Origin of the sequence: Mesorhizobium sp. M0904 (genome assembly GCF_040319475.1) — a bacterium.
GTDB lineage: Bacteria > Pseudomonadota > Alphaproteobacteria > Rhizobiales > Rhizobiaceae > Mesorhizobium.
Genome location: NZ_JAMYOC010000009.1, coordinates 137,757 through 159,442 on the forward strand (window position 1 = coordinate 137,757; position 21,686 = coordinate 159,442).

Consider the following 21,686-nt stretch of genomic DNA (forward strand, 5'->3'; position numbering starts at 1 on the left):
CGGCCTCACACTCCCGTGACAAATCCGTCCAGTACGCGTTTCTGGCCGGCTTTGTCGAAGTCGATGGTCAGCTTGTTGCCTTCGATGGCCGAGATGTTGCCGTTGCCGAATTTCTGGTGGAAGACGCGGTCGCCGACGCTGAAGGGGGACGGCGTGTCGGCGACGGATTTGGCGACCAGCTCGCCGTCGATGGTGCGGCCCTTGACCGAGGTGCGGCCGGCGCCGTAGCCGGAGTCGGTTTCGCCATAGCCGATGCGCTCGACTTGATGGCCGGAGCGCGTGCCCCAATTGCGGTCGGTGGCTTCGGTGCGGTTGGCTTGAGCGCGCTGCCAGCCCGGCGTCGCATAGGTGCTGGAGAAAGCGCCGGATTTTTCGGCGCCGTTATTGCCGCCGATGTTGTCGAAGCGCGATGCCCCATAAGGGTTCTGCCTGCCTGCACCTTGGCCGCCACGACCGGAGGCGAACGAGCCGCCACCATAGGCATTGCCGTAGCCGCCATAGGAGTTGCCGCTCTCGGAAACTTCGACATGGGCTTCCGGCAGCTCGTCAAGGAAGCGCGACGGGATGGTCGATTGCCAGAGGCCGTGGATGCGGCGGTTGGAGACGAACCAGATGTGCAGGTTCTTCTTGGCGCGGGTCAGGCCGACATAGGCGAGGCGGCGTTCCTCCTCCAGCCCTGAGCGGCCGCCCTCGTCGAGGGAACGTTGGTGCGGGAACAGGCCTTCTTCCCAGCCGGGCAGGAAGACGGTTTCGAATTCGAGGCCCTTGGCCGAATGCAGCGTCATGATGTTGACGGCGTCGAGCTCGGCGTTCTGCTCGGCGTCCATCACCAGCGCGACATGTTCGAGGAAAGAGCGCAGCGATTCATACTCCTCCATGGAGCGGATCAGTTCTTTTAAGTTCTCGAGCCGACCGGGCGCTTCAACCGAGCGGTCGTTCTTCCACATGTCGGTGTAGCCGCTCTCCTCCAGTATGGTCTCGGCGAGCTCGGTGTGCGGCGTGGTTTCCAGCGCCTTCTGCCAGCGCTCGAAATTGGCCGACACCTCGCGCAGTGCCGCGCGCGGCTTCGGCTTCAGCTCGTCGCTCTCGGCAAGTTTTGCCGCCGCCTCCAGCATCGGGATGCGCAGCGCCCGTGCGGTGTCGTGGATCTGGCGGATGGTGGCCTCGCCCAAGCCGCGTTTCGGCACGTTGACGATGCGCTCGAAAGCGAGGTCGTCGGCGCCTTGCGCGACGACGCGGAAGAAGGCCAGCGCATCGCGTATCTCGAGCCGCTCATAAAAGCGCGGGCCGCCGATGACGCGGTAGTTGAGGCCGAGCGTGACGAAGCGGTCCTCGAATTCGCGCATCTGGAAGGAGGCGCGGACGAGAATCGCCATATCGTTCAAATTGTGCTTCTGGCGCTGGTAGGCCTCGATCGTCTCGCCGACGGCGCGGGCCTCCTCCTCGGAATCCCAGGCGGCGTGGACATGCACCTTCTCGTCGTCCTCGGCGATCTTTTCGGTGAACAGCGTCTTGCCGAAACGGCCCTCATTGTGGGCGATGAGGTGGGAGGCGGTGCCGAGGATGTGCGCGGTCGAGCGGTAGTTGCGCTCCAGCCTGATGATGGTGGCGCCAGGAAAATCCTTGTCGAAGCGCAGGATATTGTCGACCTCGGCGCCGCGCCAGCCATAGATCGACTGGTCGTCGTCGCCGACGCAGCAGATATTTACGGTGGACAGGCGCGGGCTTCCCTCCCCCTTGAGGGGAGGGTGGCCGGGCGAAGCCCGGTCGGGTGGGGTCCGTGCGGCAGTGCTCGACCTACCGGCGGCAGTGCTCGACGCTCTAGCGGTGCCTTCTGCGGCAACCCCCTCCGCCCGCTTCGCGGGCACCTCCCCCTCAAGGGGGGAGGATTGCGGCCGCTGCGCCAAGAGCCGCAGCCACATGTACTGGGCGGTGTTGGTGTCCTGATATTCGTCGACGAGGATGTAGCGGAAGCGCTTGTGGTATTCCTTCAGCACGTCCGGATTGGCGCGGAAGATGCGGATCGGATGGCACAGGAGATCGCCGAAGTCGCAAGCGTTCAGCGTTTTCAGCCGCTCCTGATAGGCCTTGTAGAGCTCCCGGCCCTTGCCGTTGGCGAAGGCACGGGCATCGCCCTCGGGGATGTCGGCGGGACCGAGGCCCTTGTTCTTCCAGCCGTCGATCATCTGGGCGAACTGCTTGGCCGGCCAGCGCTTGTCGTCCAGCCCTTCGGCCTGGATCAGCTGCTTGATCAGGCGCACCACGTCGTCGGTGTCGAGAATGGTGAAGTCGGATTTGAGCCCGGCCAGCTCGGCGTGCCGGCGCAGCAGTTTGACGCCGATCGAATGGAAGGTGCCGAGCCACGGCATGCCCTCGACATTGCCTTCGCCGATCAACAGGCCGATGCGCTGCTTCATCTCGCGCGCCGCCTTGTTGGTGAAGGTGACGGCGAGGATCTGCGAAGGGAAGGCTTTGCCGGTGGCAAGGATGTGGGCGATGCGGGTGGTGAGCACCCGCGTCTTGCCGGTGCCGGCGCCGGCCAGCACCAGCACCGGGCCTTCGGTGGTTTCCACCGCCAGCCGCTGCTCGGGGTTGAGGCCGTTGAGATAATCGGGCGCGTTGTTCTGGTTGCTGCGGGCAGCCATGGCGCGCGCGGCAATGCCCGACGGGGCCACGGGCCGCGCGTTCGGTTCGTCAAAAAAGGGCATGTCTTCCGAAAAGCCGGACATCTCTCCCCGAATGTAGTGATTCGGCAGCGAAAGGCCAGAAGTGTCTCCGTTTTGTTCTCTGTCCAGTCGGTAGACTCACAATCTGAATGGGTCCGCTAACCAAAACGCCGGGCTTGCTGAGGGTCGGCACCGTAAAACGCCGAGCTTGCTTGACAGGGGAAGCGGGCCGGAGAAAGTTGCGTGGGGGCAGGAACGCAATGCGGGGTTGCCCATGGACGTGTCGCGGAGCGCACCAGTCGAAGGAGCACCGTCTTGGCTGTGGTCATTACCTCCCTGATCCTTTTCCTCATCGGCCTGGCGGTTGGCGGCGGCGGCATCTGGCTCGTGACGCTGGGCGGCAGCTGGTACTACGTCATCGTCGGTCTAGCTTTCCTTGTCGCGGCCTGGCTGCTCTACAGGCGCAGAACCACGGCGCTGTGGCTCTACGCGGCGATCGTGCTCGGCACGCTCGCCTGGGCGGTCTGGGAGATCGGCTTCGACTGGTGGGAACTCGGTCCGCGCGGCGGCATCATCGTGCTTGTCGCGCTATGGCTGTTGACGCCATGGGCGCGGCGCGGGCTTACCGGTCCCGACGGACGCGCACCACTTATCCTCGCCGTGCTGGCATCGCTTGCCGTCGCCGGTTATTCGATGACGGTCGATCCAAAGGATATTACGGGTGAACTCAACACCGACAAGGTGACGCCGACGGCCGATCTCGGCGGCAACGTGCCGCCCGGCGAATGGCACTATTACGGCCGTACGCCCTATGGCCAGCGCTATTCGCCGCTCGACCAGATCACCCCCGAAAACGTCGCCAATCTGCAGCCGGCCTGGACCTATCGCACCGGCGACGTGAAAGGGCCCGACGACATCGGCGAGACGACCTATCAGGTGACGCCGCTGAAAATCGCCGACACGCTCTACATCTGCACGCCGCATAATTTCGCCATCGCCATCGACGCCGCGAGCGGTAAGGAGAAGTGGCGCTTCGATCCGCAGGTCAAGCTCAACAAGGACCGCCAGCACCAGACCTGCCGCGGCGTGTCCTATTATGCCGACGCCAAGATCGCTGCCGGCCAGCCCTGCGCCACGCGCATCTACCTGCCTACATCCGACGCCCGGCTGATCGCGCTCGACGCGGCGAATGGCCAGGTCTGTCCTACATTTGCCGAAGGCGGCACGCTGAACCTGCTCGCCAACATGCCATATCCGAAGCCGGGCTATTATTATTCGACCTCGGCGCCGCTGATCGTCGCCAACAAGATCATCGTCGGCGGCGCGGTCAACGACAATTATTCGACGCAGGAGCCGTCCGGGGTCATCCGTGCCTACGATGCCGACACCGGCGCGCTGTTGTGGAATTGGGATTCCGGCAATCCGGACCAGACGACGCCGCTGCCGCCGGGCCAGACCTACACCAACAACTCGCCCAACATGTGGTCGACGGCAAGCGCCGACGAAAAGCTCGGCCTGCTTTATGTGCCGCTCGGCAACAAGACGCCGGACCAGCTCGGCGCCGGGCGCAGCGCCAATGACGAGAAATTCTCCTCGTCGATCACCGCGCTCGATCTCAACAGCGGACAATTGCGCTGGGTGCGGCAGACCGTGCACCACGATCTCTGGGACATGGACGTGCCGGCGCAGCCGACGCTGGTCGACATCACCACGGAAAGTGGCGTGGTGCCGGCGCTGGTCGGGCCGACCAAGCAGGGCGACCTCTATGTGCTCGACCGGCGCAGCGGCGAGCCGATCGTTCCGGTCAAGGAAGTGCCGGCGCCGGGCGGCGCGATCGAAGGCGACCATACCTCGCCGACGCAGCCGGTCTCGGATCTCAGCTTCAGTCCGAAACCGCTGACCGGCGCGGATATGTGGGGCATCACCATGTTCGACCAGCTGGCCTGCCGGATCGAGCTCCGGAAGTTGCGCTATGAGGGCCGCTACACGCCGCCGTCGCTGCAGGGCTCGCTGATCTACCCCGGCAATTTCGGCACCTTCAACTGGGGCGGCGTGGCAGTCGATCCGGTCCGGCAGGTGATGTTCGGCATGCCGACATACCTGGCGTTCATCTCCAAGCTGGTGCCGCGCGCCGACGTGCCGCCGCCCGGCGACACCAAGGGCAGCGAACAGGGCCTGAACCGCAATGACGGTGCACCTTACGCAGTAATATTGAAGCCGTTCCTGTCGCCGCTCGGCATTCCCTGCCAGGCGCCGCCCTGGGGCTATGTGGCGGGTGCCGACCTTCGGACCGGAAAGATCGTCTACAAGCATCGCAACGGCACCGTCTACGACATGACGCCATTGCCGCTGCCATTCAAGGTCGGCGTGCCCGGCATTGGCGGGCCGATGATCACTGCCGGCGGCGTCGCCTTCCTCGGTGCGGCGGTCGACGACTATGTGCGCGCCTATGACCTGACGACCGGCAAACAGCTCTGGCAGGCGCGGCTGCCGGCGGGCGGGCAGTCGACACCGATGACCTACACGGTAGCCGACGGGCGCCAGTTGGTCGTCATCGTTGCCGGCGGCCACGGCTCGGTCGGTACCAAGCCGGGCGACTATGTGATGGCCTATACGCTGCCGAAATAGAGAAGTTCCTTCAGAGCCCGAGATGCCCTTTCAGGTCGGGTACCGATGCAAGTACCTCACTGGTCAGCTGCGGGCCGGCGGCTGCCTCGGCCTGCTGGACCAGCATCGTGCCGGCCTGGCTGATCTGTGCCAGCGTAAGGCCTGATGCCTTGAGTATGGCGACGCCGTTGATCAGCGCGCCGGTCTTTTCGCCGAGAGCGCCGCCGAGCGCGCCCTCCAGCGAGGACAGGAGGCCACCACCGGAAGCCGCGCCGGGAGCCATGACATCATATTGCTTGGCCAGGGCGTCGGCTCCCGGGATCTTGGCGAAGAAGCTGGACAGAGTCGTGCCTTCCGCCTCGTGTTCGAGCACCGAGAAAATCGTGCCGGCGATCTTTTCCGTCAAAGCCTGGTTGAGACCGGATTTCTGGGAGACGGTGTTGATGATGTCCTGAACGTCCATGACCTTTCCTCACGCTTTGGTGTTTGCGGGCGGGTGCCGGTTGGCGCGGATTTGGATCAACGATCGTTTGAATGCGGTGAAGGCAGTGAACCGCAGCGCCAGCAAAGCCACAGCGGCGAGGGCGAACCCACTTGCCAGAAGCGGGGAGGGAAAGGTCATGGCATATTCCTTCGTCGTCAATCAGGCATTCTTTTCCCGCCAAATGGCCATTCTAGTTCGCCAGATGGCCCGAATGAGGCATAGCCCGGTAACTTCTTTTTACATCGTGGCGCGTGCATTTAGCATTGCCACAAAGGACCAAAATTTAACGACAGTGCGGCGCCGGGCATCACGGTCGTCGTGCAGGGACTTTTGGCAGCCTCACTCCGCCGTGACTGGACCAGGCAAGCTTCGGCTCTATGTTGCCGCGGGGGCCCACGAGGAGCGCGCCATGACAACACCTGCCGGACCCACTGCCGCCAAGCCTGTCATTACCCAGGCGATGATCGATGCCTATGACGAATACACGCATCTGACGCTCGACCGGCGGCGCTTCATGGAGCAATTGACCAGACTTGCCGGATCGGGTGCGGCAGCTGCCGCGATCGCGCCGCTGCTGGCGGCGAACTCGGCCCAGGCGGCAATCGTGGCGGAAGACGATCCGCGTGTGAAAGGCGAGGACATCAGCTATCCCGGCAGCGGCGGCGAGATGAAGGGCTATCTGGTCAGGCCGGCGGACCAGACCGGCAAGCTTGGTACCGTCATCGTGGTGCATGAGAACAGGGGTCTCAACCCGCATATTCGCGACGTGGCGCGGCGCGTTGCGCTGGAAGGGTTCGTGGCGCTCGCGCCGGACTTCATGACACCGCTCGGCGGCACGCCGGACGATGAAAACAGGGCACGTGACCTGTTTTCCCAGCTCGATCCAGCACAGGTCGCCGCCAATGCCGTCGCAACGGTCGCCTACCTCAAAGGCTACAAGGACGGCAACGGCAAGGTCGGCGCCGTCGGCTTCTGCTGGGGCGGCGGCACGGTGAACATGCTGGCCGTCAACGCGCCGGACCTCGCCGCCGCCGTCGCCTATTACGGCATGCAGCCAAAGGCCGAGGACGTGCCGAAGATCAAGGCCGCGCTCATGCTGCATTATGCCGGCCTCGACACCCGCACCAATGCCGGCATCGATGCCTTCAAGAAGTCACTCGACGCGGCTCATGTCGAATACTCGGTCTATGTCTATGAAGGCGCCAACCATGCCTTCAACAACGATACGTCGGCGGCCCGCTACGACAAGAAGGCGGCTGACCTCGCCTGGGGCCGGACGATCGCTTTCCTCAAGGAGAAGCTGAACTGATCAGGTGGGCGCCGGCGCCGGTTTGTGAAGGGCGACGCCGGCCACCACCAGCGCGATGCCAACGCAGTCGGTGAGGCTCGGCACCTGCCGCAGCACGATGACGCCGATCAACGTCGCGGTGACCGGCAGCAAAGACAGCATCAGCGCGAAGCTGGAGCGCGGCAGCCGCGACATGGCAAGCTGGTCGCATATATAGGGAATGACCGACGAGCAGATGCCGACGCCGACCGCCGCAAGCAGCAGCGGCGGCGCCGAGAAAGCCGGCAGAGCATCGGCGAAACCGATCGGCAGAACGACGAGAAGGGCGACCGCCATGGCGGCACCCAGCCCGACGATGCCATCGCCGGCGCCGCCGCGCGCGACGCGGTGGCCGAGCACGATGTAGCCAACGAACAGCATGCCGTTGAGGAAGGCCCAGAACAGGCCGACGGGATCGCTCGACCATTTGACGTCTATCAGCAACAGGGTGCCGGCGACAGCGATCGCGAGGGCGGCGAGATTGCGCGGGCTTCTGAGGCCAACAAGCGCAACGGCGATGGTGCCGACGAATTCGATCGCCGCCACCAGCGAGATCGGCAGCCGGTCGAGCGCCAGGTAAAACGAGCAATTCATCACCCCAAGGCAGACGCCGAAGGCCAGAAGCAACAACCGCGTCGAGCGATCGGCGCGGGCGAAGACCGCCCATGGCCGGGTCAACGGGGCAAAGACGAGTGCCGCGGTGGCGATGCGCAGCCAAGCCATGCCGAGCACGCCGACATGCGGGAACAGCAGCACCGCGAAGGCCGGTCCGAGATAGTGGAACACGGCGCTGACGCCGAACCAGAGATGCGGCGGGACCGCGTTTGCCAAGGTAAAGGCGGGGCCGGCGAGTGCCGGACTTGCTGCTGGGGCTTGCGTCCGATCTTGCATGGGATCAGTATCGCAGGCGATTTTTGCCATTGATATGGATGATGGCCGGTCATTGCGGCTATTTGCTTTCCGAAATCAAGGAGTATTCCGCTGAAACGCCTTCGAAATGAAAATAGCGATCTGGATCCGGCGGACCTGAAAATCCTGCGCCTGCTGGAAAAGGACGCGCGCACCAGCACCGCCGAACTGGCGCGGTCGGTCGGCCTGTCGGCGCCGAGCGTTGCCGAGCGCATCAAGCGGCTGCAGGAAAGCGGTGTGATCGAGGCCTATACGGTGCGTATCAATCCGGCCGCGCTCGGCATGAAGCTGTCGGCATGGCTGCGCATCAGGCCGGTGCCGGGCCAATTGGCCGTCGTGGCCGAGATCATCCGCGAGCTGCCGGAAATCGCCCAATGCGACAGGGTGACCGGCGAGGACTGTTTCATCGCTTTGGCGCATGTCGGCTCGGTGGCCGAGCTCGAACGGGTGATCGACCGCATCATCCCATTTGCGATGACCAACACGGCGATCATCCAGTCGTCGCCGGTGGTGCCGCGATCGCCGCTGGGGGCGTGAAGCGCCAGCCTTGACGCTTGGGATCGTTCGTCAGCACATCATCAGAAATGCAAACCGGACGACCGGTCTGTTTCTTCCCGCACCGTTCAGGCGTGGCCGCGTTTCATCCGCGCCTGCTTCAGGATGGCGCGCCAGCGGATCATGGCGAAGGGGATCGGCTCGTTGTTGTTGGCGATGTGGAAGATCTCGTTGTTGAGGTTCTTCAGCGAGCGCCAGAAATCATAGTCGGTGATGCGTGGGTCAGCCGCCAGCCTGTCCGCTTCGACCTTGATATCGGTTTTCATGCACGTTCCCCGAACCGCTGCTGCTCCGCCGCCCGTATCGCAATTCGATGCGGATGGTTTTCCAACGCCGCGCTGAGTCGTTCAACGTCTCAATTCGGCTTGTTCACGTTAAAACCTCGGTAAGGTTAACGGCGGTTGGCCGGTGGTTCAAGCGCTCTCTTGGTTCAAGCCGGCTTACGACGAATACCGATCGAGCGGCCGGCGCGCTCCGGCATCGGCAGGGCGGCATGGGCGGCGCGCATCGCTTCCACCCTGGCCAGGACGTCGGCGGGGAAGGGCGCTACCTTCGGGCCAGCCATGTCGACATGCAGCGACAGCGTTTCGGATGTGGCGGCAAGCCAGCCGTCGCGATGCCGGATTTCCTGATAGGCCCTCAGCCGCTTCTCGTCATGGTCGAGGAGTTGGAACGAGACCGTGACCTTGTGGTCGAGATGCAACTCCTGGACGTAGCAGACATGCACTTCCGCGGTGTAGATGGTCAGCCGTCGTTCTTTCACATAATCCGGCCCCATCCCCATCATCTCGAATGCTTCGTCGGAGCAACGATCGAACAGCACGTTGTAATAGGCCATGTTGAGATGGCCGTTGTAGTCGATCCAGGCCTCCTCGATGTCCATGGCGCGAGAGACGAAAGGGGCGGGGATGGGCATCGGAAACTTCCTTCTCGTCATGCCGGGGTGAGCGTGGACTGGACAGAGCGTGCTTGGTGAGACTACGCATCCGTAGAAGCAGAACAAGGGTGGACGCTGGTCCATTCGCGGAGGAATCGATGGCTCTAAGCGACCTCAATCCGGTCGAGCGCAACGAAGAAGGCATTGCCGCCGTGCTCGGCATCCTCAAGCAGCGGCTCGGCGAGCGATTCCAGACCGGCCAGGCGATCCGCGCCCAGCACGCGCACACCACGACCTATATTCCGACGCAGGCGCCGGACGGCGTCGCCTTTGCCGAGACCACGCAGGAGGTGCAGGAGATCGTGCGCGCATGCGCGGCGCATCGCGTGCCGGTGATCGCCTTCGGCGTCGGCTCTTCGCTGGAAGGTCACACCAACGCGCCGGGCGGCGGCATCTCGCTCGATACGTCACGCATGAGCCGCATCATTGCAGTCAATCCCCAGGACCTCGATTGCACCGTCGAGCCCGGCGTGACGCGCGAGGACCTCAACCGGCACCTGCGCGACACCGGCCTGTTCTTTCCGATCGATCCGGGCGCCAACGCCTCGCTCGGCGGCATGGCGGCGACGCGGGCCTCGGGCACCAACGCCGTGCGCTACGGCACGATGCGCGAAAACGTCCTGTCGCTGACCGCGGTGATGGCCGACGGTGAAGCAGTGACGACCGGCAAGCGCGCCAAGAAAAGCTCGGCCGGCTACGATCTGACACGGCTGCTGATCGGCTCGGAAGGCACGCTCGGCATCATCACCCAGCTGACGTTGAAGCTGCAGGGCATTCCGCAGGCGATTTCGGGCGGCGTCTGCCCGTTCGCCAGTGTCGAGGCGGCGTGCAATGCGGTGATCGCGACCATCCAGATGGGCATTCCGGTGGCGCGCATCGAATTGGTCAACGCGCTGCAGATGCGGGCGATGAAGACCTATTCGAAGCTTGATTATCCGGAGAGCCCGTGCCTGTTCGTCGAGTTCCACGGCAGCGATGCCGGCGTCGCCGAGCAGGCCGAAACCTTCGGCGTGATCGCCGAGGAAAATGGCGGCGGTCCGTTCCTGTGGACCAGCGTCGCCGAAGAGCGGACGAAATTGTGGAAGGCCAGGCACGATGCCTACTGGTCGTCGCTGACGCTGCGGCCGGGTGCCAAGGGCCTGTCGACCGATGTCTGCGTGCCGATCTCGCGCTTTGCCGAATGTGTCACCGAGACCGAGGTGGATATCGCCGAGATGGGCCTGATCGCGCCGATCGTCGGCCATGCCGGCGACGGCAATTTCCATGTGCTGGTGCTGATGGACGTGAACGATCCGAAGGAGATCGCGCTGGCGGAAAAATTCGTGGCGCGGCTCAACATGCGCGCCATCGCCATGGACGGCACCTGCACCGGCGAGCATGGCATAGGGCAAGGCAAGATCGGCTTCCTGCGGCACGAGCTTGGCCATGGCGTCGACATCATGCGCACGATCAAGAAGGCGCTCGACCCGCTGAATATAATGAACCCCGGCAAGATATTGCCTGGAAAGGACTGACCTTCAGGCCGCTGCCGTGCCCCCATTTGCCTCTTTATCGACACGCTGATGCGGGTAGAGTGCCACTGACTTTCAACCAAAACTATCCAGGAGCTGATGCTCGCACGCCTGTTCGTGATCTTCGGTGGGCTTCTTGTGCTGGTGCTGTGTGCGGCGCTGGTGGTGCCGTACTTTGTCGACTGGACGGGTTACCGTGCCGATTTCGAGCGCGAGGCCAGTGCCGTCCTCGGTCGCAAGGTGACCGTGCAAGGCGATGCGACGGCGAGGCTGCTGCCGTTCCCCTCGGTGACGTTCTCGAATGTCGCCGTTGCCGGTGGCCCCAACGGCCAGCCGGCGATGACCGTCGAAACCTTTTCGATGGATGCAGAACTCGCGCCATTCCTGCGCGGTGAAGTGCTAATCTTCGACATGCGGCTGGTGCGGCCGAAGGCGACGATCGACATCGCCGCCGACGGCACGGTCGACTGGACTATACGGCCATCCTCGCCCTTCGATCCCGGTCAGATTTCCATCGAGAAGCTGACGGTGACGGAAGGACAGATCGCGCTCAGCCACGCCGCCGGCGGGCGCAGCCATCTTATTTCCGAGATCAACTCAACGATCTCGGCCAAGTCGCTGGCCGGCCCCTGGAGGCTGGACGGCTCACTGTTGCTGGACGGGTTGCGGACCACGATCGCCGCTTCCACCGGCAAGGCCGAACCGGACGGGCAAATGCGGCTCAGGCTCAAGGCCGATCCGGATGCCTATCCGCTGGTCATCGAGACCGACGGCAATGTGGGCCTCGTTGAGGGCGCCGCCGTCTATTCGGGCCAGTTCAAGATATCGGGCGCAGACCGAACCGCGGCGCGGCCGCGCGGCACCGGCGGCGAGGCGCTGAAGGTCAGCGCCGGCAAACCGGACCCGGGCTTCAGGCTGAACGGCAAGTTTTCGCTCGACCACCAGAAGCTCGGCGTCGACGAATTCCGCTTCGAGACCGGGCCGCTCGACAATCCCTACACCGCCGACGGCAAGGCTGCGGTCGACCTTGGGCTGAAGCCGCATTTCTCTATCGAGGCCAATGGCGCGCAGGTGCAGTTCGACGAGGCCGTCGGGGCGGCGGCCGGGGCCGGATTGACGCTGTCCGAACGGGTGGCGGCGCTCGAGGAGGCGCTGCTCGATCTGCCGAAGCCGACCATACCGGGCACGGTCGAGGTGAAACTGCCGGCGGTGGTCGCAGGCGACACCACGGTTCGCGACGTGCATCTGTCCGCCGAGCCGGCCGAAGGCGGCTGGGCGGTAAAATCGCTGGCCGCCACGCTGCCCGGTCGCGCCAAGCTGGAAGCCAATGGCATGGTCAGCGTCGAGGACCATTTCGGTTTCACCGGATCGCTGCTTCTGGCGGTGGCGCAGCCCTCCGGCTTTGCCGCCTGGCTGTCGAAGGACGTCGACGAGGCGATCCGCCGTTTGCCGGCCGCCGGCTTCAAGGCCAAGGTGGATTTGAGCGAAAAACACCAGGCCTTCAGCGATCTCGAACTCATCCTCGGCAAGGCGAAGTTCTCCGGCCGCATCGATTCCAACCAGCCCGACGAAACCCGTCCATCGGTGCTGATGCAACTCGAAGGTGGCGAACTCGACGTCGATGGGCTCGCTGCCTTCGCCTCGATCTTCGTCAGCGACAAGGGCGCCAACCGCTTTTCCGATCGCGACCTCGATTTCCAAATCAAGGCCGGGCCGGTCAGCGCCGGCGGCTTGACCGCCGATAGCGTCGATACTTCACTTAGATTGCGTGAGGGGCTGCTTGAGATCGACCGCCTGTCGGTCGGCGGACTTGCCGGCGCCTCGATCAGCGCCACCGGCCGGATCAAGGATTTCCCGGCGAGCCCGACCGGCAAGCTCGACGCCTCGGTGGTCGCCGTCGACCTCAAGCCGCTGATCGACGTCGCCGTCCAGCATTATCCAGACAATGCGGTGCTGAAGTGGCTGGCGGAGCGCGCTGCTGCCTATCCCGAGCTGTTCCAGGATGCGCGTATCGACGCGGTCACGAGTGCCGCAGACAATGGCGATGGTACGACCGGACTGGCCATGAGCGCACAGGGCAAGGCCGGTGGCTCGGCCTTTTCGGCGTCGTTGTCCGGCAAAGGGGCGCTCGACCGGCCTCTCGAAGCGCCGGTGACGCTGACCTTCAACGCAAGGAACGCCGACGCCACCGCGCTTCTGGCGCTTTACGGTCTGCCGGCACTGCCGCTCGGCATGCTCGGCGAGGCGACCACCGACGTCTCGGCCAAAGGCACGCTTGGCGGCGGCCTGGCGACACGATTCAGCCTGGCCGGCAATGACTTCAAAGCTGGTTTCGACGGGACAATTGCCGACACGCCTCAGGGCGCGGCCGCCAAGGGCAAGGTCAGCCTTGAAACGGCCGACATCTCGCCATGGCTGATGACGACCGGCGTCGGCCTGCCCGGCATGGAGACCGGCATGTCGACGTCGCTTGCTGCCGATGCCGACTACGGCAATGGTCTCCTGGTGCTGAGCGGACTCAGCGGCGCCGTCAACGAAGCGGCGGTTTCCGGTGACGTAAATATCGACATCAAAGAGGGGCTGCCGCATCTTGCCGGCGCGCTGTCGCTGGACGAACTGGACCTCGATCCGATGGCGGTGATGCTGTTCGGCGACCAGGCTTTCCTTGTCAATGACAGGACCTGGCCGACGGCACCGTTCAGCCAGAAATCCAGTCTGCCATTTACCGCCGATCTCGATCTGACGGCGGCGTCGCTTGCCGCCGGCCCGCTTGCCACCGCCTATGACGCTGCGCTTTCGCTGCAGCTCGACCAGGAGGGCATCCGTGTTTCCGACCTCAAGGCAAAATTCCTCGGGGGCGAGTTGAGTGGCCTGTTCGAGCTCAAGAACAATGACGGCACCGGGCTTTTCTCCGGTCAGATGAAACTCGCCGGCTCCGATTTGACAGCTGTGCTGCCGGAGGCCGGCATCAGCGGAAGCGGCGATTTCTCGACGGCGCTTTCGACCAGCGGCAAATCGGTCGACGCGATGGTCGCGGCGCTGTCCGGTTCCGGCACGGCGACGCTGAAGGGTATGACTATTGCCGGCTTTAATCCCGATGCCTTTGGCGCACTTATTGCCAAGGCCGACCCGATCGGGCGCGATATCGACGCATCGAAGACTGCCGGTTTTGTGCCGCAGATCGCCGCGGCGGGCAGTTTTCCGGCGCAGGACACCGATATTGCCTTCACCATCGCCGGCGGCACGCTGAGAGCACCGCCGGTCAAATTGGAAAGCCCGGGCGCGACGCTGTCCGCCGACATCACCGCCGATCTGAACACCAGCACCGTCGATGCCAAGGGCGAGATCGCCTATCGACCCGGCGATGAGGCGCTGGTCGGCTCCGAACCGATTTTGAATTTCAGCGTCGACGGTCCGTTCGGCGCCACCAAACGGCAGTTCGACAGCGAGCCGCTGGCCCAGTTCCTGACCCAGCGTGCGCTGGAAAAGGAGCAGCAGCGAGTCGAAGCCATGCAAGCCGCACTGCTCGAGAAACAAAGGCTGCGGCGTGAGGTGCGCTACTACGCTGCCTTGCAAACCGAGCGTGAAAGAGCGGCGGCGGAACGGCGCAAGCAGGAGGAGGAAGCGGCGCGGCTGAAGGCTGAGGCCGACGCCAGGGCAAAGGCCGAAGCCGAGGCTCAGGCCCAAGCCGAAGCGGAGGCGAGGGCGCAGGCTGAAGCCAAGGCGAAGGCTGAAGCGGACGCCAGGGCAAAGGCCGAAGCCGAGGCGCAGGCCCAAGCCGAAGCGGAGGCCAGGGCGCAGGCCGAAGCCAAGGCGAAGGCGGATGCAGCAGCGAAGGCCGAAGCCGAGGCGAGGGCGAAAGCCGAGGCGGCTGCAAAGGCCAAAGCGGATGCTGAAGCCAAAGCCAAGGCGGCGCAACAGGCTGCCGAGGAAGCCGCGCAGGCCGAAGAACAGCAACGCCAAAGGGCGGAAGAGGCGTTGCGGATCGCCTCGGAAGAGAAGGCAAGGCTCGACGCCGAACGCAAGGCCGCGGCGGAGCGAGCGGAACGGGCGCCACCGGCCACAAATAACGTGCCACCGCCAGTGCAGCCCCCGCCAAAGCTCAAGTTCGATCCCTCGTCGATCGACGATCTGCTAAAATCGCTGAATGGCGGGTGACGGCGTATCCTTTATATATCGGGTCCAGCAAGCAAGCGCTTCAGCATCGGCTCGATCCGCCCGAGTTCGTCGAGATGAGCGGCTGACAGATCGGCGAGACTGTCGTCGGCGCGCTCGGTCAGCCGCAGCAGCACGCGGCGGTGGTCCTCCTCGTCGTGCTCCCTCGCGACGAGCCCGGCTTCGCAAAGACGGTTGACCAATTCCACTGCGCTGTGATGGCGGATGCGCAGGCGCTCCGCGAGGTCGCCAATGGTCACCGGCCCTCCGCCGGGAAACCCTTTGATCGCAAGCAGGGCCTGATGCTGGCGTGGTGTCAGGCCGGCTTCCTGCGCCTGGATTTGGCTGAATTCGAGAAAGCGGCGGATCAGGTAACGAAATTCGGACAGCCTCTGGTAATCGGCCGGCCCGATCGTTGCGCCGCGCTTTTGTGGCTTCGAAGTGTCTGCCATCGAATCCTTTCCGACAAAGCCGCAAACGGGCCTTGAACATTTATATCGTGTTACGATACAGAACGCACCAACATGGCTCGTGCCCGCCATCATCGGTGGCACGGCCGGCGACCCATCCGCAAGTCGGCACGCCGTCAGAAAGCAAGGTTTGCAAATGAAGTCCGATCACGCCAACCCGGGCCATCTGCGGGATTTTACCACCGATGCCCGGGTGCTGCTCATTGCCGGCATAGCGGTGGTGGTGGCGACGGTGGGGCTGTTTGCCGGCATTGCCCTTTTGAAGCTGATCCGGCTTGCCACGAACATCGCCTATTTTGGCCAGTTCACGCTCGCCGACCTGAAACTGCAGGATACGCCGTTTGGCTATGCCTCGGTATTTGTTCCGGTCATCGGGGCATTGATCATCGGTGTGATGGCTCGCTTCGGAAGCGACAAGATTCGCGGCCATGGCATTCCCGAAGCCATCGAGGCGATCCTGCTCGGACGCTCGCGGCTCGACGCCAAGGTGGCAATCCTGAAGCCGTTGTCGTCGGCAGTCTCGATCGGCACCGGTGGGCCATTCGGCGCGGAAGGGCCTATCATCATGACCGGCGGCGCCATCGGCTCGCTAATCGCGCAGATGCTGCCGGTCAGCGACAATGAACGCAAGACGCTGCTGGTGGCGGGTGCGGCGGCCGGCATGACCACCGTGTTCGGAACACCGATCGCTGCCATCATGCTTGCGGTGGAATTGCTGCTCTTCGAATGGACGCCGCGCAGCTTCATTCCCGTAGCGGTCGCCGCGGTTATTGCCGAGGTCGAGCGCACCATGCTGCACCTGCCGGGGCCGATCTTCCCGTTTCAGGGCGGCATGGAGGTTTCATTTCCAGCCCTTGCCGGCTGGGTGCTGGTCGGCATGGCAGCCGGGCTGCTATCGGGGTTGCTGACCCAGATGGTCTATGCCTGCGAGGACGGTTTCCAGAAGCTGCCCATCCACTGGATGTGGTGGCCGATGCTCGGCGGCCTGGTGGTCGGCATTGGCGGGCTGATCGAGCCGCAGGCGCTCGGCGTCGGCTATGACAATATCGCCGACATGCTGGATGGCCGCACCATAGCGACCGCTGCGCTCACCCTGTTGGTGGTGAAGGCGATCATCTGGTCGGTCGCACTCGGCTCGGGAACGTCGGGAGGTGTGCTGGCGCCGCTGCTGATCATGGGCGGGGCGATGGGCGCGGTCCTCGCCGGCTTCCTACCGGCCGCCGATCCGGGCTTCTGGGCGCTGCTGGCGATGGCGGCGACGATGGGCGGCACCATGCGTGCGCCGCTGACCGCCACCTTCTTTGCGGTCGAACTGACCGGCAACACCCATGTCCTGGTGCCGCTGATCGCGGCAACTGCCACTGCGCACGCGGTGACCGTGCTGTTGATGAAGCGTTCGATCCTCACCGAAAAAATCGCACGGCGAGGGCATCACATGGTTCGCGAATACCGTGTCGATCCGTTCGCCCTGACCAGGGTGCGCGAGGTGATGACCAGCGACGTCGAGAGTGTGCCGGCGACAATGACGCTGCACGGCGCGGCAGCGTTCCTGACGGCCCCGGAGACACGACATCCGAGCTTTCCGGTCGTCGATGAAGAGCGCCACGTGCTTGGCGTCATCGACCCGCCGGCGATCCTGCGCTGGAGACGCACCGGCAAGCACCGCACGACGACGCTTGGCGAACTGCTGGCCGGCAGCAAGGTCACGCTGGCCTATCCGGATGAGTATCTCGAGGGTCTCTCCGACAAGCTGCTGATGGCGAACGTGTCCCATTTGCCGGTCGTCACACGAGAAAATGCCCGGCTGGTGGGCTATGTCGGCTGGAAGGACCTGATGCGCGTCAGATCGAAGAAACAGGCCGAAGAACGCGACCGCTCGGCTTTGCTGGGCTTCCGTATCCGGCGCAGGAAACAGGATAGCGTTGCCTGAAGGCTAAAACTTGCCGCGCTTGGCCCAATCCAGCACATAGAGCCTGAGCGCCGAGGAGAGGTTCGCATCGCGCGGGCGGCTCTCGTCGATTTCGGCGACAAGCGCGGCGAGCGTCAGTTTTCGCACGGCCGCAATAGCGATCAGGTCGTCGTAAAAAGGCTTTTCGAGCGAATAGCTGGTGCGGTGGCCGCGAATCGTGACCGAGCGCTTTTCGACCGGGCTCACGCAACGATCCTATTCACCTTCAAGCATCGGATTTGTCCGAATCGCCCGATTTTTCGCGGCGATGGCCGGCGACGAATTTATCGGCCTTGCCGGCGATCAGGCGGTCGCGATCCCGGCTGGTTTTGGAACGGCCATGCAGCGCCCGGTTCTGCTCGGCCAGGCGCTCCTTCTCGGTTCGCGCCTTCTGCTTGCGTGCCTGACGGAGATTGACGATCTCGGCCATGTCACGCCGCCCGTCGGCTCATTTCTTGCGGAAGGCGTCGAGCGACACCACGTCGGCGCCCTTGGCACCGGCGTCGGCCGCGGCAGGCTTCTTTTCCACCTCAGCGTTTTTCTTCTTCGTCTCAGGCTTTTTCTCGGCGACGATGGCCAGCGGCTCGGGAGCAGGCTTGGCCTTTGTCTCCTGTTCCGCCGGGGTATCGGTCTTGACGTCGAATTCGAGCTCGAAGTTGACGGATGGATCGTAAAAGCCGCGCACTGCCGAGAACGGGATTTCCAGTTTCTCCGGCACGTCGGAAAACGACAACCCGACTTCGAAGCCGGTGTCGCTCACCTTCAGGTCCCAATACTGGAACTGGATGACGATGGTCATCTGTTCGGGATAGCGCTCGCGCAGCCGCGACGATACGCGCACACCCGGCGCGCCGGTGAGAAAGGTGATGAAGAAGTGATGGTTGCCCGGGAGACCGGTGCGCGCGACCTCGGCCAGGACTTTGCGCATGACGCCGCGCAACGCCTCCTGGGCCAGAATGTCGTAGCGGATGTGGTCGTCGGCCATGTGGCTGTCGGGTTCCGTTGAATCGTCCTGATAGCTGTAATCAAGCTTGAGCGCGGCGTAAACCGGATATAGATCGCCTGCGTGCGGAAGCGAAGCCCATCGGCGACGATTTGATCGTCAAACGGCTTTGATCGTCAAGCGCTGGCGAGCGCGCCGTGTTTACCAGCCACAGGCTGCCGCTTGCCGAAGGCGCGCAGGAAGGTGCGCACGCCATTTGTCGCCGACTGCACCACCTCGTCCTCGGTCGGTGTGCCGCCGAGCATGAACGTCGTCTGCAACTCGGCATTGGCAAGCGCCATGAACTGGCGCGCTGCGACGTCGGGATCGTCGATATCAAGGAAGCCGGCATGAGCGAGGCGGGCGAAGCGGGCGGCGATCGCCGGCCATGTCCTGCCCGGTCCTTCTTCGCGCCATTCGGCGAACAACTCGGGATAGCGCCCGCCCTCGGTCTGGATCAGCTTGCGCAGGAATTTGCCGTCGCGGTTGCAAATGCAGTTGTGGGTCATCCGCACAGCAAAGGCGATGAGGTCGGCCTCGAGATCCTTCGGCTGATCGGGAAAAGTGGAAATCGTGGCAAAGATGCCGGCGTTGCAACGTTCGGTGAGGTCGCGGACGATGGCAACGAAGAGTTTTTCCTTGTCGCCGTGATGGTTGTAGATGGTCTGGCGGGAGACGCCGGCCTCGGCGGCAATCATGTCGATATTGGCACCGGCGAAGCTTTCGCGGCAGAAGACCGAGGTGGCGGCGTCGACAATCGACATCCGCTTGGCCTCATGGCCCCGTGGCTGGAAAATGTCAGGAGAAACGTTGGCCTTCATGCAAAACTATATAGAGGTGGTTGACGAATTAGACAAGCCTGTCTAAATTTGTGGACTGCACGAAGGGAGTTTCGTTCCGCAGAAGAGTCGGAACTCCACGGGATGGAACGTCCTAGGGTTACGCGCCGGTCCTCGGCGGCAACCAGAATTCGAAAGAGCCTGCTATCATGAACGCCAAATTCCTCCGCATTGCGGTCGTGCTCGGCCTATTGTCCGCGATCGGCCCGTTTGCCATCGACATGTATCTTCCGGCCCTGCCGTCAATAGGCGAGGATCTGCATGCCGGCACTGCCGCGGTGCAGATGAGCCTGCTGATCTTCTTTCTTTCCATGGGCTTCGGCCAGATCGTCGTCGGACCGATCTCCGACATGGTCGGCCGCAAGCTGCCGCTCTACGGCGGCCTGGCGCTGTTCATGGTCGGCGGCGTCGGCTCGGCGCTGGCTCCCTCGATCGAATGGCTGATCGCCTTCCGTTTCCTGCAAGGGCTCGGCGCCAGCGCCGGCATGGCCGTGCCGCGCGCGATCGTGCGCGACCTGCATACCGGCACCGAGGCCGCCAAGTTGATGTCGCTGCTGATGCTGGTGTTTTCGGTGTCGCCGATCCTGGCGCCGCTGACCGGTAGCCAGATCATCGAGAATTTCGGCTGGCGCGCCGTGTTCTGGACGGTGACGGGCGCGGCCGTGCTCGCCACCATCCTGCTGGCGACCTCTCTCAAGGAGACGCGGCCGGTGGAAGAGCGCGCCGGTTCGTCCTTCGGGACGGCACTTTCCGGCTACCGCTTCCTGATGGGCGACCGCAACTTCCTTGGCCTGACAGCCATCGCCGGCTTCGGCATTGCGAGCTTCTTCGTCTATCTGTCGAGCTCGTCCTTCATCCTGATCGACCATTATGGCCTGTCGCCTTCGGTTTACAGCGTGTTCTTCTCGATCAATGCGGTTGCCTTCATCGGCATGTCGCAGCTGACCGGGTTGCTATCGGAGCGGTTTGGGCTGCAGCGCGTGGTGCGCGTCGCGGTGACGGGCTATGCGACGACGATGGTGGTGCTGTTTGCGGTGATGGCATCGGGTGTCGACCGGCTCGACGTAATGGCGGCGCTGCTGTTCATCGGCTACGGCTTTCTCGGCCTGGTCATCCCGACAACGTCGGTGCTGGCCATGGAAGAGCATGGCGAGATCGCCGGCACCGCTTCGGCGCTGATGGGCACGCTGCACTTCGCCATCGGCGCTGTCGCCATGGGCGTCGCCGGCGTGTTTTTCGACGGCACGCCGCTGCCGATGGTGGCGGGCATCACGCTGTGCGCGGCGATCTCCTTCACACTGGCCAAGATAACGCTCGGCCGCAGCCGGGACGTTGCGGAAGCGCCGGCGGAGTAAGCTTCACCTATCGAGACAAAAAGGCCGGGCGATGTTCCCGGCCTTTTCACGTTTGCGGTCCCGGTTCAAAGCAGCCTATGCCTATACGACGGGTTCAAGACATGCAGCTTAGACATCTCAAGACCTTCGTGGCGGTCGCCACCACCTTGAACATCACGCGCGCCTCCGAGCGGGTTCATCTTGCCCAATCGAGCGTGACCGAACAGATCCAGGCGCTGGAAGCCGATCTGGGCACGTCGCTGTTCGACAGGTCACGGCGTGGCTTGAAGCTGACGGCGGCAGGACAGCGCCTGCTGGACTACGCAAACGATCTCCTCGACCTTGCGGACGAAGCCCGTTCCGCTGTCGCCGACGCGAGCGGTACGGTTGCCGGTCGCCTGACGGTCGGCGGCCTGGAGACGCTTTGCTCGACACGCTTGCCGGCTTTGCTGGGGGAATTCCATCGGCGCCATCCCGATGTGGAACTGGACCTCAGGGCGAACGATAGCAGTGGGTTGCGTGCCGGCGTGACAAGCGGGGCGCTGAACGTATCGTTCCATTTCGGAGCCGTCCCGGCGGCGGCGCCGGAGCTGCGAAGCGAGCAGATAGCCGAGGAAGAGCTCGTCGTCATAATGCCGGCAAATCACCGGTTGGCCGGATATACTGCCATAAGGTCCGACGACCTGGCTGACGAAGCCTTCCTCGTCACCCAGCCCGGTTGCGTCTATAGGCGGATGTTCGACGAAACGTTTGCGGCAACATTGCCTGACCGTCCAAAACTCGTCGGCGAGTTCGCCAGCATGGGTGCGATACGGGGCCTTGTTGCAGCCGGCCTTGGATGCGCGCTGGTTCCTCGTCTCGTGGCTTCCGCGGCCGATGCCAATATCGTCGTGTTGCCTTGGGTCGGAAGCAGCCCGGTGACGCCGGTCACCATGGTATGGCGCCACCGGCGCATTCAAGCG

18 protein-coding genes and 1 pseudogene are annotated in these 21,686 nt (G+C 63.9%); 8 read left to right on the plus strand and 11 right to left on the minus strand.

Features of this window, described 5'->3' with window-relative positions:
- Window positions 1–5 precede the first annotated feature (5 nt).
- Entirely contained in the window at window positions 6–2,729 is a 2,724-nt protein-coding gene (locus NKH80_RS11935; protein ID WP_352991684.1) for an ATP-dependent helicase, read from the minus strand.
- Window positions 2,730–2,981: 252 nt separating this feature from the next.
- Between NKH80_RS11935 and NKH80_RS11940 the strand changes: the two genes are divergently transcribed.
- Window positions 2,982–5,294 (plus strand): glucose/quinate/shikimate family membrane-bound PQQ-dependent dehydrogenase, encoded by a 2,313-nt coding sequence (locus NKH80_RS11940; RefSeq protein ID WP_352991686.1) that lies wholly within the window; start codon window positions 2,982–2,984, stop codon window positions 5,292–5,294.
- 10 nt (window positions 5,295–5,304) lie between these two features.
- Here the strand turns inward: NKH80_RS11940 and NKH80_RS11945 are convergent, their stop codons facing one another.
- Window positions 5,305–5,736, minus strand: a complete 432-nt coding sequence (locus tag NKH80_RS11945; RefSeq protein WP_023721154.1) for a hypothetical protein — start codon at window positions 5,734–5,736, stop codon at window positions 5,305–5,307.
- Between the two features lie 9 nt (window positions 5,737–5,745).
- Window positions 5,746–5,895: a hypothetical protein gene (locus tag NKH80_RS11950; protein WP_352991688.1), complete on the minus strand. Its 150-nt coding sequence runs from the start codon at window positions 5,893–5,895 to the stop codon at window positions 5,746–5,748.
- Window positions 5,896–6,166: 271 nt separating this feature from the next.
- On the opposite strand from NKH80_RS11950, the gene NKH80_RS11955 reads away from it, so the two are divergent.
- Window positions 6,167–7,066, plus strand: a complete 900-nt coding sequence (locus NKH80_RS11955; RefSeq protein ID WP_352505628.1) for a dienelactone hydrolase family protein — start codon at window positions 6,167–6,169, stop codon at window positions 7,064–7,066.
- On the opposite strand, the gene NKH80_RS11960 is transcribed toward NKH80_RS11955, so the two are convergent.
- Complete coding sequence (locus tag NKH80_RS11960; RefSeq protein WP_352739959.1) at window positions 7,067–7,975, minus strand: EamA family transporter; 909 nt, start codon at window positions 7,973–7,975, stop codon at window positions 7,067–7,069.
- Window positions 7,976–8,065: 90 nt separating this feature from the next.
- Here NKH80_RS11960 and NKH80_RS11965 point away from each other — a divergent pair, with 90 nt between their 5' ends.
- Window positions 8,066–8,530, plus strand: coding sequence for an Lrp/AsnC family transcriptional regulator (locus NKH80_RS11965; protein ID WP_352505671.1), 465 nt, complete (start codon window positions 8,066–8,068; stop codon window positions 8,528–8,530).
- An 86-nt stretch (window positions 8,531–8,616) separates the two neighbouring features.
- On the opposite strand, the gene NKH80_RS11970 is transcribed toward NKH80_RS11965, so the two are convergent.
- Both NKH80_RS11970 and NKH80_RS11975 read right to left on the minus strand, forming a co-directional pair.
- The gene (locus NKH80_RS11970) at window positions 8,617–8,814 is read right to left on the minus strand and encodes a hypothetical protein (RefSeq protein ID WP_023676715.1); all 198 of its coding nucleotides are present in this window, start codon (window positions 8,812–8,814) and stop codon (window positions 8,617–8,619) included.
- A 164-nt stretch (window positions 8,815–8,978) separates the two neighbouring features.
- Window positions 8,979–9,464 carry a thioesterase family protein gene (locus NKH80_RS11975; protein ID WP_352505630.1) on the minus strand — a complete coding sequence of 162 codons (486 nt, stop codon included), beginning with the start codon at window positions 9,462–9,464 and terminating at the stop codon, window positions 8,979–8,981.
- Between the two features lie 119 nt (window positions 9,465–9,583).
- Here NKH80_RS11975 and NKH80_RS11980 point away from each other — a divergent pair, with 119 nt between their 5' ends.
- Both NKH80_RS11980 and NKH80_RS11985 read left to right on the plus strand, forming a co-directional pair.
- The gene (locus tag NKH80_RS11980) at window positions 9,584–10,999 is read left to right on the plus strand and encodes an FAD-binding oxidoreductase (RefSeq protein WP_352505631.1); all 1,416 of its coding nucleotides are present in this window, start codon (window positions 9,584–9,586) and stop codon (window positions 10,997–10,999) included.
- Between the two features lie 96 nt (window positions 11,000–11,095).
- On the plus strand, window positions 11,096–15,154 hold the full coding sequence (locus tag NKH80_RS11985) for an AsmA family protein (RefSeq protein ID WP_352991691.1): 4,059 nt from the start codon (window positions 11,096–11,098) through the stop codon (window positions 15,152–15,154).
- An 11-nt stretch (window positions 15,155–15,165) separates the two neighbouring features.
- Here NKH80_RS11985 and NKH80_RS11990 read toward each other — a convergent pair whose 3' ends face one another.
- On the minus strand, window positions 15,166–15,603 hold the full coding sequence (locus NKH80_RS11990; protein ID WP_352687624.1) for a MarR family winged helix-turn-helix transcriptional regulator: 438 nt from the start codon (window positions 15,601–15,603) through the stop codon (window positions 15,166–15,168).
- 154 nt (window positions 15,604–15,757) lie between these two features.
- Between NKH80_RS11990 and NKH80_RS11995 the strand changes: the two genes are divergently transcribed.
- Window positions 15,758–17,551 carry a chloride channel protein gene (locus NKH80_RS11995; RefSeq protein ID WP_352703543.1) on the plus strand — a complete coding sequence of 598 codons (1,794 nt, stop codon included), beginning with the start codon at window positions 15,758–15,760 and terminating at the stop codon, window positions 17,549–17,551.
- Between the two features lie 3 nt (window positions 17,552–17,554).
- Here the strand turns inward: NKH80_RS11995 and NKH80_RS12000 are convergent, their stop codons facing one another.
- The 4 genes from NKH80_RS12000 to NKH80_RS12015 form a co-directional block, all read right to left on the minus strand.
- Window positions 17,555–17,776, minus strand: a complete 222-nt coding sequence (locus NKH80_RS12000; RefSeq protein WP_254818946.1) for a ribbon-helix-helix domain-containing protein — start codon at window positions 17,774–17,776, stop codon at window positions 17,555–17,557.
- Window positions 17,777–17,795: 19 nt separating this feature from the next.
- Complete coding sequence (locus NKH80_RS12005; RefSeq protein WP_352505635.1) at window positions 17,796–17,999, minus strand: DUF4169 family protein; 204 nt, start codon at window positions 17,997–17,999, stop codon at window positions 17,796–17,798.
- Between the two features lie 18 nt (window positions 18,000–18,017).
- Window positions 18,018–18,554 carry an SspB family protein gene (locus NKH80_RS12010; RefSeq protein WP_254818944.1) on the minus strand — a complete coding sequence of 179 codons (537 nt, stop codon included), beginning with the start codon at window positions 18,552–18,554 and terminating at the stop codon, window positions 18,018–18,020.
- A 134-nt stretch (window positions 18,555–18,688) separates the two neighbouring features.
- On the minus strand, window positions 18,689–19,372 hold the full coding sequence (locus tag NKH80_RS12015) for a TetR/AcrR family transcriptional regulator (protein WP_352991694.1): 684 nt from the start codon (window positions 19,370–19,372) through the stop codon (window positions 18,689–18,691).
- Between the two features lie 167 nt (window positions 19,373–19,539).
- Between NKH80_RS12015 and NKH80_RS12020 the strand changes: the two genes are divergently transcribed.
- Window positions 19,540–20,745 carry a multidrug effflux MFS transporter gene (locus NKH80_RS12020; RefSeq protein WP_023676705.1) on the plus strand — a complete coding sequence of 402 codons (1,206 nt, stop codon included), beginning with the start codon at window positions 19,540–19,542 and terminating at the stop codon, window positions 20,743–20,745.
- Between the two features lie 101 nt (window positions 20,746–20,846).
- A pseudogene (locus NKH80_RS12025) lies at window positions 20,847–21,662 on the plus strand (LysR family transcriptional regulator); the annotation flags it as partial.
- Between the last annotated feature and the right edge of the window lie 24 nt (window positions 21,663–21,686).